14 protein-coding genes are annotated in these 16,529 nt (G+C 36.1%); 12 read left to right on the forward strand and 2 right to left on the reverse strand.

Annotated elements, in window-relative coordinates; genetic code table 11:
- The first annotated feature begins 41 nt into the window (after window positions 1-41).
- The 12 genes from CYJ72_RS03535 (at window position 42) to CYJ72_RS03590 (ending at window position 13,737) form a co-directional block, all read left to right on the forward strand.
- The gene (locus CYJ72_RS03535) at window positions 42-1,037 is read left to right on the forward strand and encodes a zinc-dependent alcohol dehydrogenase family protein (RefSeq protein WP_101813532.1); all 996 of its coding nucleotides are present in this window, start codon (window positions 42-44) and stop codon (window positions 1,035-1,037) included.
- 130 nt (window positions 1,038-1,167) lie between these two features.
- On the forward strand, window positions 1,168-1,668 hold the full coding sequence (locus tag CYJ72_RS03540) for an antirestriction protein ArdA (RefSeq protein ID WP_101813531.1): 501 nt from the start codon (window positions 1,168-1,170) through the stop codon (window positions 1,666-1,668).
- A 61-nt stretch (window positions 1,669-1,729) separates the two neighbouring features.
- The gene (locus CYJ72_RS03545) at window positions 1,730-2,122 is read left to right on the forward strand and encodes a conjugal transfer protein (protein WP_101813530.1); all 393 of its coding nucleotides are present in this window, start codon (window positions 1,730-1,732) and stop codon (window positions 2,120-2,122) included.
- Window positions 2,106-4,562 (forward strand): conjugal transfer ATPase TcpF, encoded by a 2,457-nt coding sequence (gene tcpF, locus CYJ72_RS03550; protein WP_102227849.1) that lies wholly within the window; start codon window positions 2,106-2,108, stop codon window positions 4,560-4,562. Before CYJ72_RS03545 ends, tcpF begins: the two co-directional genes overlap by 17 nt.
- Window positions 4,513-6,738 (forward strand): CD3337/EF1877 family mobilome membrane protein, encoded by a 2,226-nt coding sequence (locus CYJ72_RS03555; protein ID WP_284630505.1) that lies wholly within the window; start codon window positions 4,513-4,515, stop codon window positions 6,736-6,738. The genes tcpF and CYJ72_RS03555 overlap by 50 nt, the downstream gene beginning before the upstream one ends.
- 8 nt (window positions 6,739-6,746) lie before the next feature.
- Window positions 6,747-7,754, forward strand: a complete 1,008-nt coding sequence (locus tag CYJ72_RS03560) for a bifunctional lytic transglycosylase/C40 family peptidase (protein ID WP_180764806.1) — start codon at window positions 6,747-6,749, stop codon at window positions 7,752-7,754.
- An 18-nt stretch (window positions 7,755-7,772) separates the two neighbouring features.
- Complete coding sequence (locus CYJ72_RS03565) at window positions 7,773-8,684, forward strand: conjugal transfer protein (protein WP_431606502.1); 912 nt, start codon at window positions 7,773-7,775, stop codon at window positions 8,682-8,684.
- 356 nt (window positions 8,685-9,040) lie between these two features.
- Complete coding sequence (locus tag CYJ72_RS03570) at window positions 9,041-10,612, forward strand: Vga family ABC-F type ribosomal protection protein (RefSeq protein ID WP_284630876.1); 1,572 nt, start codon at window positions 9,041-9,043, stop codon at window positions 10,610-10,612.
- 498 nt (window positions 10,613-11,110) lie between these two features.
- Window positions 11,111-11,548: an RNA polymerase sigma factor gene (locus CYJ72_RS03575; protein ID WP_101813526.1), complete on the forward strand. Its 438-nt coding sequence runs from the start codon at window positions 11,111-11,113 to the stop codon at window positions 11,546-11,548.
- Window positions 11,532-11,786 carry a helix-turn-helix domain-containing protein gene (locus tag CYJ72_RS03580; RefSeq protein WP_102227847.1) on the forward strand — a complete coding sequence of 85 codons (255 nt, stop codon included), beginning with the start codon at window positions 11,532-11,534 and terminating at the stop codon, window positions 11,784-11,786. The genes CYJ72_RS03575 and CYJ72_RS03580 overlap by 17 nt, the downstream gene beginning before the upstream one ends.
- A gap of 515 nt (window positions 11,787-12,301) precedes the next feature.
- A complete protein-coding gene (locus tag CYJ72_RS03585; RefSeq protein ID WP_101813525.1) occupies window positions 12,302-12,487 on the forward strand; it encodes a DUF3173 domain-containing protein in 186 nt (61 codons plus the stop codon).
- Between the two features lie 38 nt (window positions 12,488-12,525).
- Window positions 12,526-13,737 carry a tyrosine-type recombinase/integrase gene (locus CYJ72_RS03590; RefSeq protein ID WP_101813524.1) on the forward strand — a complete coding sequence of 404 codons (1,212 nt, stop codon included), beginning with the start codon at window positions 12,526-12,528 and terminating at the stop codon, window positions 13,735-13,737.
- Between the two features lie 56 nt (window positions 13,738-13,793).
- On the opposite strand, the gene guaA is transcribed toward CYJ72_RS03590, so the two are convergent.
- Together guaA and coaA are read right to left on the reverse strand one after the other, a co-directional pair.
- Window positions 13,794-15,335: a glutamine-hydrolyzing GMP synthase gene (guaA, locus tag CYJ72_RS03595; RefSeq protein WP_284630877.1), complete on the reverse strand. Its 1,542-nt coding sequence runs from the start codon at window positions 15,333-15,335 to the stop codon at window positions 13,794-13,796.
- A gap of 31 nt (window positions 15,336-15,366) precedes the next feature.
- Window positions 15,367-16,299: a type I pantothenate kinase gene (gene coaA, locus CYJ72_RS03600; protein WP_284630510.1), complete on the reverse strand. Its 933-nt coding sequence runs from the start codon at window positions 16,297-16,299 to the stop codon at window positions 15,367-15,369.
- Between the last annotated feature and the right edge of the window lie 230 nt (window positions 16,300-16,529).

Consider the following 16,529-nt stretch of genomic DNA (forward strand, 5'->3'; position numbering starts at 1 on the left):
AATGAAATAAAAGTATTAAATATGAAGGAGTCTGTATAGCATTGAATGCCAAATGTATTAAGTTTTACGAATTTGGTTGCCCTAAAAACGTCTTGAAAATTGAAAGTAAAAGGATAGAACCGCCACAAGAACATGAAGTTATTGTACGGATGTTAGCAAGACCTATCAATCCTTCTGATTTGATACCAATTAAAGGATCATATTCTCATCGAATTTCTTTACCGAATATTCCTGGTTATGAAGGAGTGGGCATTGTTGAAGATGTTGGTGATTCGGTACCTCAAAGCCTTATTGGTAAACGAGTTCTACCTTTACGAGGGGAAGGTACATGGCAAGAATTTGTAAAGACATCAGCAAAATATTCAGTCCCTATTCCAGACTCTGTAGATGATTTCACAGCATCACAAATGTATATCAATCCCATGACAGCTTTCGTTATTTGTACAGAAGTTTTAAAATTGAAACCGAACGATGTTTTATTAGTGAATGCATGTGGTTCGGCGATTGGGCATATTTTTGTTCAATTATCGAACATACTAGGGTTTAGATTAATCGCTGTCACTAGAAATAATAAATATACAGAGAGCTTAATTCATCTAGGTGCCTCATATGTCATTGATACTTCTAACACTCTACTCCATAAAACGGTCATGACATTGACCAATGGAAGGGGTGCAACTGCTGCAATTGACTCTGTTGGAGGTTCATCTGGAAATGAATTAGCTCTTTGTGTACAGCCTAATGGAAACTTCTTAACAATCGGGCTCTTATCAGGAGAACAGGTGAATTGGAAAGAGATTGTTAATCAGATGAAGGTCAAGGCGAATTTATTTCATTTACGAAATTGGAATAAAAGTGTATCAATCGCGAAATGGCAAGAGACTTTCCAGCATTTAATCATGCTTATCGTTAAGAAGAAATTACAATTAATGAAAGTTGACACTACGTATGACTTGATGGATATAAAAAAAGCAATAAGTGTTGTTGAATCATCTTCTAAAGGAAATAAAGGAAAGATTTTCTTAACAAGCTATTAAAGGATTTTTACAAAAAAACTTATCTATATAGCGGAACAAAGATAGATGTGTGAGTAACTATCACTTTCAGTCACCTTTAAGGTTGGCTGTTTTTTTATGGCTATTTTTAATAAAAAGGATGTGAATTTCTATGGAAATGCAAGTTTTTATAACAAATCTCGGTAAATATAATGAAGGAGAAGTTAATGGTGCATGGTTTACACCACCCATCGATTTTGAGGAAGTAAAAGAACGTATTGGTTTAAATGGAGAGTATGAGGAATATGCCATCTTCGATTACGAACTCCCCTTTGAAATCGGTGAATATACACCTATTTCAGAAGTGAACCGTTTATGTGCGATGGTAGAAGAAATTGCGGGGACACCGCTTTATGATTCTCTTTCTGAAGTGCAAAGCTATTGGTTTAACAGCATAGAAGAATTACTGGAACACCAAGATGATATTATGTATTATCCCGATTGTGACAATATGGCAGATGTCGCAAGGGTGTTGGTCGAAGAAACAGGAACGTTGGGGGAAGTCCCTTCTAATCTACAAAACTATATTGATTATGAAGCCTTTGGACGTGATCTAGAAATTGAGGGTAGTTTTCTAATTACGTCAAATGGTGTATTTGAATATACGCAGTAAGTGGAAAAGCAGCTTGTTATCGTACAGGCTGCTTTCTCTATGTACGAAAGGATGATTTCATGTGAAAAAACTAAAAAGTTATACCCGTATTTGGTCAGTCGAAAAAGTGATTTATGCCATTAATGATTTTCGTTTACCTTTTCCGGTAACATTCAATCAAATGTCATGGTTTGTTCTCTCTCTACTGATGGTAATGTTACTTGGGAATCTTCCCCCACTCTCTTTAATCGATGGAGCGTTATTAAAATATGTCGGAATTCCAGTTGGTTTGACATGGTTTATGAGTCAAAAGACATTTGATGGCAAAAAGCCGTATAGCTTTCTTAAATCTGCATTGACCTATTGGTTTCGACCTAAAATTACCTATGCAGGAAAACCTATCAAACTACAACATGTAAAGGTAAATGAAAACTTAACGGCTGTCAGGAGTGAAATCCATGCGTTATCCGATTAAATATATTGAAAATAATCTTGTCTTTAACCATGATGGGGAATGTTTTGTGTATTATGAATTACTCCCTTATAATTATTCGTTTCTTTCACCAGACGAAAAAATACAAGTACACGATCACTTCCGTCAATTAATTGCACAAAATCAAGATGGAAAAATTCATGCTTTACAAATTAGTACGGCAAGCAGTATCCGATCGGTACAGGAACGAAGTAAAGAGTTAGTGACAGGACGATTAAAAGAAGTTGCTTATGAGCGTATTGATGACCAAACGGAAGCTTTAGTTTCTATGATTGGTGAACATCAAGTAGACTATCGTTTTTTTATCGGTTTTAAACTGTTGCTGAATGAAGAAGAAGTCAGTATGAAAGCAATGGGGAAAAGCATTAAAAATTCACTATCTTCATTTGTCCGTGATGTAAACCACCACTTAATGGGAGATTTTGTCTCGATGCCACATGAAGAAATTAGACGTTTTTCTAAAATGGAATCGTTATTACAAAACAAAATATCTAGGCGTTTTAAAGTACGCCCTCTAGATAAAAATGACTTTGGCTATCTGATTGAACATCTTCATGGACAAACGGGAATTGCTTATGACGAATATGACTATGCCCTCCCTCTAATGAAATTAAAAAAGGAAACTTTAGTAAAGCGTTATGATCTAATTAAACCGTCTCGTTGTTTGATTGAGGAAAATCAACGTTATTTAAAAATCGAACAGGAAGAACAGACAACATATGTGGCTTACTTTACGATTAATTCGATTGTTGGCGATCTTGAGTTTCCATCGGATGAAATCTTTTATTATCAACAACAACAATTCGATTTTCCAATCGATACATCCATGAACGTAGAAATTGTAACGAACAAAAAGGCATTATCTACCGTTCGGAACAAGAAAAAGGAACTCAAAGACTTGGATAACCATGCTTGGGAATCCGATAATGAAACAGGCAGCAATGTCATCGATGCGTTGGAACAGGTAAATGAACTAGAAGATGTGCTCGATCAAAGTAAAGAATCGATGTACAAGTTAAGCTACGTGATTCGCGTGTCTGCTTCTAATATAGACGAACTGAAACAGCGTTGTAATGAGGTAAAAGATTTTTATGATGATTTAAATGTAAAACTTGTTCGTCCATTTGGAGATATGATCGGTTTACACAGTGAATTTATCCCAGCCAGTAAACGGTATATGAATGATTATATCCAATACGTGACTTCTGACTTTTTGTCAGGACTTGGATTTGGTGCAACACAAATGCTAGGAGAAACGGAAGGTATTTATTTTGGTTACAACTTAGATACAGGAAGAAATGTGTATCTCAACCCAAGCCTAGCCAGTCAAGGTGTGAAAGGTTCCGTCACCAATGCGTTAGCTTCTGCTTTCTTAGGTTCACTTGGTGGTGGGAAATCATTCTCTAACAACTTACTAGTCTATTATGCCGTACTGTATGGTGGTCAAGCCTTAATAGTTGACCCAAAAGCAGAACGGGGAAACTGGAAAGAAACGTTGCCTGAAATTGCTCATGAAATAAATATTGTTAATCTAACGAGTGAGGAAAGCAACAAAGGACTACTTGATCCTTTTGTCATTATGAAAAAGAAAAAGGATTCGGAAAGTCTTGCGATTGATATTCTTACCTTCCTCACAGGTATATCCAGTCGGGATGGAGATAAATTCCCAGTATTACGACGAGCGATTCGAGCTGTTGGTCAACAGGAGGAACGTGGTTTGCTTCTTGTGATTCATGAACTTAGAAGTGATCCCAATCCGTTAGCTGGTCCCATTGCTGACCACATAGAAAGTTTTACCGACTATGACTTCGCTCACCTCCTGTTTTCGGATGGGACTGTGGAAAATTCGATTAGTTTAGAAAAACAATTGAATATGATTCAAGTGGCGGATTTAGTATTACCAGATGCGGAAACAGGTTTTGAAGAATATACGACGATGGAGTTGCTTAGTGTCGCTATGCTAATAGTTATTTCTACTTTTGCATTAGACTTTATCCATTCCGACCGTAGCATTTTCAAAATTGTTGATTTGGATGAAGCATGGAGCTTTCTACAAGTCGCACAAGGAAAGACTTTATCTAACAAACTAGTACGAGCAGGTCGCGCAATGAATGCTGGTGTCTACTTTGTTACACAGAATGCGGATGATTTAACCGATGAAAAGCTCAAAAATAATATCGGTGTAAAGTTCGCCTTTCGCTCTAGAGATATGACAGAAATAAAGAAAACCCTTCAATTCTTTGGTGTGGATGCGGAAGATGAATCCAATCAAAGACGATTACGAGAATTGGAAAATGGGCAATGTTTAATCCAAGACTTATATGGACGTGTGGGTATTATTCAAGTCCATCCTGTCTTTGAAGATTTATTTCATGCTTTTGACACGCGTCCACCAACACAGGAGAAGAAAGGTGGCGAGTAATTTGAATAAACAAAAATGGAAAAGGATTGTCTTGACGGTAGTACTAATTGGTGCTGCCGTTTTTCTATGTCTTCTTTTACTTGGTACATTTGCTCAAGCAGCTGGATTAGTTGATGATACGGTATCAGAAGATAATCTGTATTCTAAATATGCCCTTGACCATTATCAATTAGATTTTTATGTGGACACAGGTTGGGATTGGCTTCCGTGGAATTGGAATGATGGAATCGGAAAACAAGTCATGTATGGGCTATACACGATAACAAACTTCATCTGGATTATAAGTTTGTATTTGTCTAATGCAACAGGCTACTTAATCCAACAAGCTTATTCTCTCGACTTTATATCACAAACGGCAGATGCTATCGGGAAAAACATGCAAACATTAGCTGGGATTACGGCAAGCGGCTTCAGCAGTTCTGGATTTTATGTAGGCTTCTTGCTTCTTTTCATTTTAGTGATAGGCATTTATGTGGCCTATACAGGTTTAATGAAACGGGAAACGACGAAAGCCATTCGAGCGATTCTAAACTTTTTAGTTGTGTTTATTTTGTCAGCTTCTTTTATCGCCTATGCTCCAACGTATATTACGAAAATCAATGACTTTTCTGCTGATATTAATCAAGCAAGTTTGGACCTAGGAACAAAAATTTTGATGCCGAATTCGAGTAGTCAAGGAAAAGATAGTGTCGATTTGATACGGAATAACCTTTTTTCCATTCAAGTGGAACAGCCGTGGATGTTGTTGCAGTTTGATGATTCGAATAAAGAAACAATTGGTGAAGAGCGTGTTGAAAACTTAGTTTCAATCAATCCTGATACGAATAATGGAAAGGATCGTGAAGATGCCGTCAAATCAGAAATTGAGGACCACGACAATAAAAACTTAACGATTACGAAAACCACCACACGTTTAGGAATGGTCTTCTTTTTATTTCTATTCAATATTGGGATTTCAATTTTTGTGTTTCTTCTATCAGGAATTATGATTTTCTCGCAAATTCTGTTTATTATCTATGCGATGTTTCTGCCCATTAGTTTTTTACTTTCCATGATACCGACTTTTGAAAACATGGGAAAACAGGCGATTATGAAATTGTTTAATGTGATTATGCTCCGTGCTGGAATTACATTAATTATTACAATTGCCTTTAGCATTTCATCCATGCTTTACAGCTTAACAACGAGTTATCCATTTTTCTTGATTGCCTTTTTGCAGATCGTGACATTTGCAGGCATTTACATGAAACTCGGTGACATTATGAGCATGTTTAAACTGCAAAGTAATGACTCGCAACAAGTCGGACGTCAAGTCATGCGTCGTCCTTACCGAATATTCAATCGGGGCAGCCGTCGATTACAGCGAACAATTGGACGCACTCTTGCAGGGGCAACTGCTGGAGCAACCGTTGGGACAATGGTTGGAAAATCAAAGCAAACAAAAGGTTCGTCCTCTCCCCTACGCCCATTGCAACGATTAACATCGACTACAAAAGATAATAAAGAACGTCCAACTGATCGGACGAAACCAACATCTTTAAGTCAGAAAATGGGTCAAGTCACAGGGAAAATAGTTGGTGCGAAAAATCAGTTCCGTGCGAATATAGATCATCGTAAAGAACAACTACATGATTTACCGACTACTACCCAATATGCGGTGATGCAAGGAAAAGAACAGCTTACAAAGCCTGCCCGTGATTTTAAAGAAGGCATGAAACAAGCAAAGGAAAAGAGACAAAAAACACATGCAGACCGTCAAGCAAAACATCGTCAAACAATTGCAGATAGGCGACAGGCATTGGATAAAAAGTACACGATTTCTCGTGATAGACCCATTCATGAGCGACCAATCACACATGGGGTTAATGAATCTTTACATGAGGATAGATTAAAGAATCCAGCTGTTCAACAAAAACAAAAGACAAGACCTGTCACAAAAAACGAGCATATGAAACATTTCAAATTACAACGACAGTTATCGAGTCCAGACAGAAAAGAACATTTTACTGATCATCCCAAACAACCTGTTAAAAAAGAAAACCGATCTCCCCGTGAAGAACGTTCTCGACCAAAAAATAGTCGGACAATTATCAAGCGTCCTGCTAAACCGTTGAAACGTACAAATCAAAAGCAAATCAGTAAGCGTCCAATCCATGCAACTAGGAGGAAACGCTAATGAAAGTCATTAGATTAAAGGTCATGTTAATTGTTGGAGGATTAGGTTTTCTTGCCTTTTTAGGACTGTTAGCATTTGTAGCTATCTTTATCTCCAATGAAGAACATTCATCAGATGGCGGTGATTTCATTCATGATACAGGCGATGTATCGGTCTCCAAAGACGTGTTAAGACATCAGCCAATGGTGGAGAAATATGCACAAGAATACGGAATTAGTGAGTATGTACCTACCCTACTTGCCATTATTGAAGTAGAAAGTGGTGGTAAATTGCCAGATGTAATGCAGTCGAGTGAATCGCTGGGATTACCACCTAATTCCTTAGATACCGAAGCTTCTATTCAACAAGGAACAAAATACTTTTCAGATTTGTTACGTTCCGCAGAAGCAAGCCGTGTCGATGGACATACAGTCATCCAAGCCTATAATTATGGCGGCGCTTTTATTGATTACGTTGCAAAAAGAGACGCACAATACAGCTTTGGATTAGCCGAAAATTTTGCAAAAGAACGTTCAGGTGGCAGCAAAGTCACTTACTCGAATCCAATAGCCGTAAAGAAAAACGGCGGTTGGCGTTACCGTTATGGCAATATGTTTTATGTCGATTTAGTAAGTCAATATTTCATTTCGCCTCAATTTGATGATGAAATGGTTCAGATCGTTATGGATGAAGCTCTAAAGTATGAGGGATATCCCTATGTCTTTGGGGGAGACAATCCGAGTACCTCTTTCGATTGTAGTGGACTGACACAGTGGAGTTACCAGAAAGCAGGGATTAATTTACCCAGAACAGCACAGCAGCAATATGACGCGACCGAGTCGATTCCTTTATCAGAAGCAAAGCCTGGTGATTTAGTGTTTTTTCATTCCACATATAATGCAGGAACGTATGTCACACATGTAGGAATCTATCTTGGAAATAATCAGATGTACCAAGCTGGTGACCCGATTGGTTATGCAGATTTAACTAATGCTTACTGGCAAAAGCATCTTATTGGAGTTGGACGTATTAAATAATAGAAAGGATTGAACCAAATGAAAGGTATTTTTAAGAAAAAAGAAAAACAAATGCTAGAAACAAAACCTAAAAAAACGAAAGTACGGACTGTTGGCACACGCAAAAAAATAGTAACTATTTTATGGGTGCTACTCATTGGCAGTCTTGCCTTTGCCATTTATAAAAACTTTACAGCGATTGATCAGCATACTGTTCATGAAAGAGAAATCATTGAAACAAAAATTATGGATACGAGTGCCATAGAAAGTTTTACGAAAAACTTTGTCAAAGACTACTACACATGGCAAAACGAAAAAGCTTCCATTGAACAACGTACGGAAAAGATTAATAACTACCTGACAGAGGATTTACAGGCTTTAAATAACGATACCGTAAGAGATGATATTCCTACTAGTTCCAGTGTGAGTGGTGTTGATATCTGGTCAGTATCACCAGAAAGTGATAATACCTATGCAGTTGTATATTCGGTAGATCAAAATATTACAGAAGATGAAGATAGCCAAAGGATTCGTTCTACCTATCGAATTTTGCTTCATCAAGATAATGTCGGAAACTTAGTGGTTATACAAAGCCCAACTATGTGGAACATCCCGAATAAGTCAGATTATGAGCCAGAACAACCTGAAAGTAATGGTACAGTCGATTCCGATACTATACAGGAAGTGACAGAGTTTCTAGAGACATTCTTTACATTTTATCCAACTGCCACGGAAAAAGAACTTGCTTATTATGTGAAAAATAATGCCTTACCACCGATCGGTAAGAATTATTTATTTTCAGAGCTAGTCCACCCAGTATTTCAGACAGTAGATCATCAAATAAAAGTCTGGGTTACTGTTGAATATATTGACGAAGCGACAAAGGCAACACAGCTTTCCCAATATTCAATCACGTTAGAAAAAGATACAAATTGGATGGTTATTAAATAATAAATCAATATAGCCTCATTTAAAAATGACATGATTTAAAACATTAACATTTGACAATTGTAGGGATCTTAGTTAGGGTAGAATTAATTATAAGAAAGGGTGAACCAACTACAATGGCGTACTAATCCTATTTATGAAATCAAACAATTGAAGGTTATTAGTTATATGGGCTCTATTTTATTTGAGGTGCCTTCAATTGTCATTTTCAGAATAGGATTGTATTTCTTATAGTTGGTTATGCCTAAAAGACCTGTCTTTTTTAGGTATATCTATCTATATTTGAATGATGCCTCCTATTCTGATTTTCAATAGGAGGCATTTTTTTGTCTCCTAAATATATAAAAGGAGATGTCTGTATGCTTTTACTAGAAGCTTTTCATATAAAACATTATGTTCAAGACCGTTTATTGTTAGATATTGATCACTTACAAGTTCATCAAAACGATCGAATTGGATTAGTTGGACGGAATGGCAATGGAAAAACAACGTTGCTCGAAATATTATCTAAAACAATTTCTCCGGAAAAAGGGACTGTTACTCAATACTCTACTTGTGAGCTTATACCACAGTTAAAACAGGTGAATTCGACTAAAAGTGGTGGTGAATTAACTAAAAAATATATTCAAAAAGCGCTTGATAAAAAACCTAACCTACTACTTGCAGATGAACCTACTACAAATCTTGATACAAGTAGTATTGAAGCATTGGAAGGAATCCTAAATGATTGGAATGGAGCATTTATCATTGTTTCCCATGATCGTGCATTTTTAGATTCTCTTTGCACAAGTATATGGGAGATTGATGATGGAATAATCAATATTTATCAAGGAAACTATTCGAACTTTATAAAACAGAAAGAAAGATTAAGAAAAGAACAAGAACGAGAATATGAAAAATATGTAAGTAAGAAGCAGCAACTAAAAGCCGCTGCAGAATTAACAGAGCAAAGAGCACAACGAGCAACAAAAAAACCTAAGAACGTTAGTGCATCCGAAGCAAGAATTAAAGGTGTGAAAACACATTATGCTAATAAGCAAAAAAAGTTGCGAAGTTCATCTAAGGCGTTAGAAAAAAGGATTGAACAATTACCAAGTGTTGAAAAGCCAAAAGATAGCCCTCCAATCCAAATGAATTTAGTAAACGAAGATACATTACAAGGAAGGTTTATTTTACAGATGGATGATGTTGTTGCGAGGATAGGCGGACGTATTTTATGGAGAATAAATCGATTAGATGTCAAAAGTGGGGATAAAATTGCACTGATCGGCGACATTGGTAGTGGAAAAACAACATTAGTAAAGAAAATACTTCAACAAGCTAATGGTATTACGATTTCACCAGCAGTTAAAATAGGTTATTTTAGTCAAAATTTAGATGTATTGAATGATAATCAAACGATTTTGGAAAATGTATCTTCTACATCTACTCAATCCGAAACATTGATTAGAATCATCCTGGCTCGCTTACATTTTTTTCGGGATGATGTATATAAACAAGTAAAGGTACTAAGTGGTGGTGAACGCGTGAAAGTAGCTTTGGCAAAATTATTTGTAAGTGATGTAAATTTTTTGATTTTAGATGAACCAACGAATCATCTTGATATTGAGTCAGTGCAAGCATTAGAGGAACTTTTAAATAACTATAAGGGAACTATTCTTTTGGTATCTCACGATCGATATTTTATTGAAAAGCTCGCTGATCGTATCATGGAAATTAAAAATAAAAAAATAAACGTATTTGAAGGAACCTATCAACAATTTAAGCTTGAACCACCCAAAATAAGTCAAGAAAAAAAGATAAAAAAAGATAAAAAACTCTTATTGGAAACTAGAATTTCAGAAGTACTCAGTCGTCTAAGTATTGAGCCTTCTGAAGAATTAGAAAAGGAATTTCAGACACTTTTAAAGGAAAAAAATAAATTAGATTGATTTAATGTTCTGATTAAATTTAATTGAAGGAGCTATTTTAAATGATTATTTTTAAAGAATTCACACTTTTAACATAAAACCGTTGTTTAAAGTATTAAACTATATAAAGTATAGAAACAAGCGACGGTTTATAAGACTGAAAATTCAAAACCGCCGCTTCTTTCTCAAAAAATTTAGTTTGATATATTGGATTTTTTAAAAGATACGGTGGTATGAAGGAGGATACCGTCGTGTTTTTTATTTTGTCTATTTACTTTGAAGCATCTTATACCATAAAAAAAGTGCTAAATTTTCACTTCATTAACTTGTCCATTACTTGCAAGCTTACAATATCCTTTTGGATATTTAATTTTTTATGCCCAGCTGACTTTAAATTCAGCTGGGTATTTTTTTCGAGAAATTTTCTTTGATATTTGGCATTTCATAAAAAATCTTGTTGAAGGTTATGAAAGGGGAAATCACCACCCACCTTTGCCGCTGCGAAGGGAGAGGAAATGCATGATAGAACCAGATCGTACCGAATGGCAAGTTCGCTGTGCATTTAATGCCTTTTGTAAACGTGTCTTGAAAAATGAAGCAATCAATATTTACAACGAAAGGCAACAAAGACAAACAAAGGAAATGACATTTTCTAATCTCACCCCACGAGAAGAAAAGCAACTTTATACCTTAGATAAGCAATATGAAGGAGAAGAAGGAGAAAGTTTTCAAGTGGCTGGGAAGAAAATCACTCCAAAATTACTTGCTAAGGCGTTGCGTGCTTTGCCAAAAGAAAAGCGTAAGACGGTCCTACTATACTACTTTTTTGAAAAATCAGATGTAGAAATAGCTGAACTACTCGATATTCCACGTAGTACAGTTCAGTATAGACGGACAAGCTCTTTTGAAAGGTTAAAACGATTTTTGGAGGAACATGCAGATGACTGGGATGATTGATGCTAACACGAAAGAAAATGAACGTGGTTTATTGCCATACCCAATTATTTTAGCTGCAAATAAGGGTGAAGCTGAAGCAATGAAGACGGTTATTCTACATTATGGAAGCTATATGACAAGCCTATCCATGCGTAAGCTCCGTGATGAGCAAGGGAACACTTATTGGGGCATCGATGAAGATACACGTAATCGCTTACGCTCAAAGCTTATGCAATCTGTTTTAGCTTTCAAGATTTGATGAAATAATAGCTAGGTTTTCCCTTTCAATAATCATAAATTGTTCTTTGACAAAGAAAGCGCAGAAGATAATGCTGTGCAGTATAAACAATAAATCAGATACATTCTGCTGATGATGAGCCACTTGATTCATACGCCATGACTTTTGAAAGAAACGAGCGATAAACTATGAATCTAATGCAATTGTGGTAGATTGCTGGCGATAACCCATCAGTAGGATAATGATACTCCTCTACCGTCATGGTTCGAGCGTTCGAAGCGTCGCAAGCTATGAGTAGAGCTGGAAGGAATACTTGCAGGGGTGAAATTCCCGTGGAGCTGCACCATCAGCCGTCTGATTTTTGATATTCATTTTAGCAAGATAAGTTAAAGTAACGATCAAGTTATGACAATAGAAGCTTTTTATTTTAGTGCAAGAGCCAAATTCACGCAACGTATTAGAATTAGTTTTATAGACGCGATATAATAATAGACAGATATCAAATAGCATATCCTAGTCTATGGAAAGGAGTTCATATGGTCACAATCACTAAAAAAGACTTGATAGAACTAGGTTATGGTCCCTCTTTTTCAGCTGATATCATTAGAGAATGTAAAAAACTAATGATTTCAAAAGGGCACACGTATTATCAATCTAAAAAGTTAGATCGTGTTCCTAAAGAAGCTGTTGAGGAAGTATTAGGAATAACTTTAGATGTGTGATTTGTACTTCTTGCACTAATTGCGTAAGGAGTGAAATCATGACTAAAGATATCGTCAAAAAGGCAAAGAACGGAACATATTATTTTCGTGCAAATTTAGGGTATCACCCCATCACTGGCAAGCAAATTCAGAAGTACCGCAGTGGCTTTAAGACTAAAAAAGAAGCAAGGGAAGAATATTCAAGGTTACTACTTACAAAATCAGATGCATTAGAAGAAAAGCAAGATGACATTTTATTCCAACATTTTATTGAAGATATTTTCTTACCTTGGTATAAAACACAAGTAAAAGGAAGAACGTACGATAATCGATTACCGACTGTAAGAAAACATTTCACTTTTTTTAATAACTTAATCACAACAGAGATTACCCCGATTCATGTTCAAAAATGGCAATTAGCGTTATCTAAAAAGAAGTATCGTTCTTCTTATATTAGAAATGTTCAAGGGTTGTTTTCTATGGCAATGGATCGCGCTGTTGTTTTAGGATTAGCTGAAAATAATCCATCAAAAATTGTAGGTAATGTGAAGAAAACAAAGACAAAAATAGACTTTTGGACAAAAGAGGAATTTGAAAAAGTCATCTCTCTTTTCTATAAAGAAGATTATTATCAACATTTTTTATTTATTTCATTGTGGTTTTTATTTATGACAGGCATGCGAATTGGAGAAGCCACTGCGATTCAATGGGAAGATATTGACTTTGACAAAGGTCTGTTATCTATCGATAAAACACTTTACTATAAGAATTTGGATAACTATTCTTTTGTAGAACCAAAAACAAAGGCTAGTGTTCGTCATATTGCATTAGATGGAGATACATTAACGTTACTCCGTGAATGGAAGGACGTGCAACAATCTGTCGTTCAAACCAATTTTGTGATGAGCTATAATGGTGTCCCTACACAAAAGCATACATTAGCGAATGCCATTACACGTTTTTCACAAAAAGCTGGGGTTCATCGAATCAGATTACATGCTTTAAGACACTCTCATGCTTCTTTACTTATTAGTATGGGCGAAAACCCATTAATCATTAAAGACCGCCTAGGGCATGAAGATATTGAAACGACACTCGGCACCTACGGACATTTGTATCCTAACAGCAACTTTGAAGTAGCCCATAAATTAGAAGGTATTATGTCTTACCAAACAGCAACAGAAAATGAAGATACTTCACCCAAGAATCAATTCACTGCTCGTTACCTACGTAAAGGATTAAAAACAAATAATGCAATAACAATGCAATGAAAATAGAGTAAAGAGCCGAAACCCTTGTAAACAAAGGGTTTTCAGCTCTCCTTCTACTACTCCCACTCAATTGTTGCTGGTGGTTTACTTGTTATATCGTAAACTACGCGGTTGACGTGGGCTACTTCATTGACGATACGGGCACTGATCACTTGTAATACTTCCCATGGGATGCGTGCAAAATCACTGGTCATACCATCGATTGAAGTGACAGCACGGATACCAATTGTATAATCATAGGTTCTGCCATCGCCCATTACGCCGACACTGCGGATGCCTGGTAAGACAGTAAAGTATTGCCATACATCGCGTTCTAAGCCAGCTTTGGCGATTTCTTCACGTAAGATGGCATCTGATTCACGCACGATTTCTAATTTATCTTCTGTAATTTCACCTAAGACACGGATTCCTAATCCTGGTCCTGGGAATGGTTGACGCCATACAATAGAGTCTGGCATTCCTAGAGCTGTTCCTAATGCACGAACTTCATCTTTGAATAAAGTATTCAATGGTTCGATTAATTCAAATTGCATGTCTTCTGGTAATCCTCCGACATTGTGGTGTGATTTAATAGTTTGGGCGGTTTTAGTTCCTGATTCAATAATATCGGTATATAAAGTACCTTGTGCTAAGAAGTCTACTCCTTGTAATTTTGACGCTTCATCATCAAAGACATAGACAAATTCATTACCGATAATTTTACGTTTTTGTTCTGGGTCACTAACGCCTGCTAATTTATTCAAGAAGCGTTCTTTGGCATTGACACGAATAATATTTAAGCCAAATTTTCCACCTAAAGCTTCCATTACTTGGTCGCCTTCGCCTTTACGTAATAAGCCGTGGTCCACAAAGATACAGGTTAATTGATCGCCAATGGCTTTTTGTAATAAGACACCTACAACTGAGGAATCTACACCTCCGGATAAGCCTAATAAGACTTTGCGGTCACCCACACGTTCTCTAATTTTTGCAATTTCAATCTCAATGAAGTTTTCCATTGACCAATCGCCTTTAGCTTCACAAATATTGAAGGCAAAATTACGTAACATTTCATTACCATGGATACTGTGACGTACTTCTGGATGGAACTGTACACCATAAATTTGGCGTTCTTCATTTTCAAAGGCAGCAAATGGGGTTTGGCTATTGCATGCGGTAACTGTAAATCCTTCAGGTATTTGGGTAATTAAGTCACCATGACTCATTAAGACATTTTCTGATTCACTTAAACCAGCAAATAAGCCTGTTTCTATATTTTTCACGTCAATGGCAGCTGTTCCGTATTCCTTTTTAATACCTGGTTCAACTTTTCCACCAAATAAATGGGTCGTCAGTTGCATACCATAACAAATCCCTAATACAGGGATGCCTAAATCAAAAATGGCTTTATCAACGGTAAAAGCATCTGCTGCGTATACGCTATGCGGTCCACCTGAAAAAATTACCCCGATAACATTACCTTCTGCTTTAATTTCTTCAGCAGTGGTATCATTAGGTAATAATTCACTAAATACACCAAATTCACGTAAACGTCGTGTGATTAACTGATTGTATTGGCTTCCAAAGTCCAAAACAACAATTTTTTCCATTTCTGTCATTGTTTGTGTCACAATTTTCCCTCCATAATAATTAATATTTTCGTACAGCAATTTTATCAACATAGTGATTAGTAGTCTTGTGAATAACCACATCAGCACGGTCTCTTGTTGGTAAAATGTGTTCGTTAAGATTGACTAAGTTTACCTCACGCCATACTTTCCTAGCGTATTCGTGAGCTTGATTGCGTGACCATTTACTCATCTCATGATAGTAATTGTCCGGTTCTTGTTGCGCTAAATCCATTAACATATCAAATCGTTCAATATACCATTGACGAATTAACTCTTGCTTCGCATCAACATAGATTGATAAATCAAAAAAATCACTGACATAGATTTCTTGATTTTGTGGTAATTGTAGAACATTGATTCCTTCAATAATAAGAATATCAGAATTTTGAATCAGTTCATATTCCCCTTCCACGATATCATAAATATAATGTGAATAGATGGGATATTGGACGGGTTCATCACTAACTTTTACCTGTTTAATAAAGTCTAATAATAATTGCATATTATAGCTTTCAGGAAATCCTTTACGCGACATCAGATTGCGACGTTCCAATTCAGCGTTAGGATACAAAAATCCGTCTGTTGTCATATAGTTAATCGTTAAATCGGGATAGAATTGTTCTAATAATTGAGTTAAAACACGTGCGGTGGTACTTTTTCCCACGGCAACACTCCCACAAATACCAATAATGAAAGGTGGCAAGGTTTTACGAACAGGTTCTTTTGAGACTAAAAAGGCACGTTTTTCCTTCAAAAGACGAACTTGATTTTGGTAAACCATATCAATATAATCTACTAATGGACCATATACTTCTTTCACATCTTTTTGTGATAAGCGGTCGTTCAATGATACCAAGTCAGACAATCGTTCAATAGTATAAACGGATGGCCCATTTTGATGTAATTGTTGCCATTCTTCCCGAGTAAAGTTTTGAAATAATGGTGACTTCATTCGATTTTCCTTTTTCTACATATTTTGTTATAATCTTAATGTTATCAATGTCAAAATACAATTGATAAGCACTTGCTTTTCCATTGTAACATAAAATATTTAATCTTTCGCAAAAAAATGGTTATTTTTTATCGCTTTTTTAGAAAATTATCGTTATTATATTGAGAGTGGGTCAGAACTTGAAAATGAGCTTCTTTTCAATGTCTGTCCGTACCATCAATCAATCGATA

The organism is Globicatella sanguinis, assembly GCF_002847845.2.
Lineage (GTDB): Bacteria > Bacillota > Bacilli > Lactobacillales > Aerococcaceae > Globicatella > Globicatella sanguinis.

Coding starts and splice junctions, on each gene's coding strand:
- CYJ72_RS03540 (WP_101813531.1), top strand. CDS start 1,168: ATGGAAATGCAAGTTTTTATAACAAATCTCGGTAAATATAATGAAGGA.
- CYJ72_RS03575 (WP_101813526.1), top strand. CDS start 11,111: ATGATAGAACCAGATCGTACCGAATGGCAAGTTCGCTGTGCATTTAAT.
- CYJ72_RS03570 (WP_284630876.1), top strand. CDS start 9,041: ATGCTTTTACTAGAAGCTTTTCATATAAAACATTATGTTCAAGACCGT.
- coaA (WP_284630510.1), bottom strand. CDS start 16,299: ATGAAGTCACCATTATTTCAAAACTTTACTCGGGAAGAATGGCAACAA.
- CYJ72_RS03590 (WP_101813524.1), top strand. CDS start 12,526: ATGACTAAAGATATCGTCAAAAAGGCAAAGAACGGAACATATTATTTT.
- guaA (WP_284630877.1), bottom strand. CDS start 15,335: ATGACAGAAATGGAAAAAATTGTTGTTTTGGACTTTGGAAGCCAATAC.
- CYJ72_RS03565 (WP_431606502.1), top strand. CDS start 7,773: ATGAAAGGTATTTTTAAGAAAAAAGAAAAACAAATGCTAGAAACAAAA.
- CYJ72_RS03585 (WP_101813525.1), top strand. CDS start 12,302: ATGGTCACAATCACTAAAAAAGACTTGATAGAACTAGGTTATGGTCCC.
- tcpF (WP_102227849.1), top strand. CDS start 2,106: ATGCGTTATCCGATTAAATATATTGAAAATAATCTTGTCTTTAACCAT.
- CYJ72_RS03580 (WP_102227847.1), top strand. CDS start 11,532: ATGACTGGGATGATTGATGCTAACACGAAAGAAAATGAACGTGGTTTA.
- CYJ72_RS03555 (WP_284630505.1), top strand. CDS start 4,513: ATGCTTTTGACACGCGTCCACCAACACAGGAGAAGAAAGGTGGCGAGT.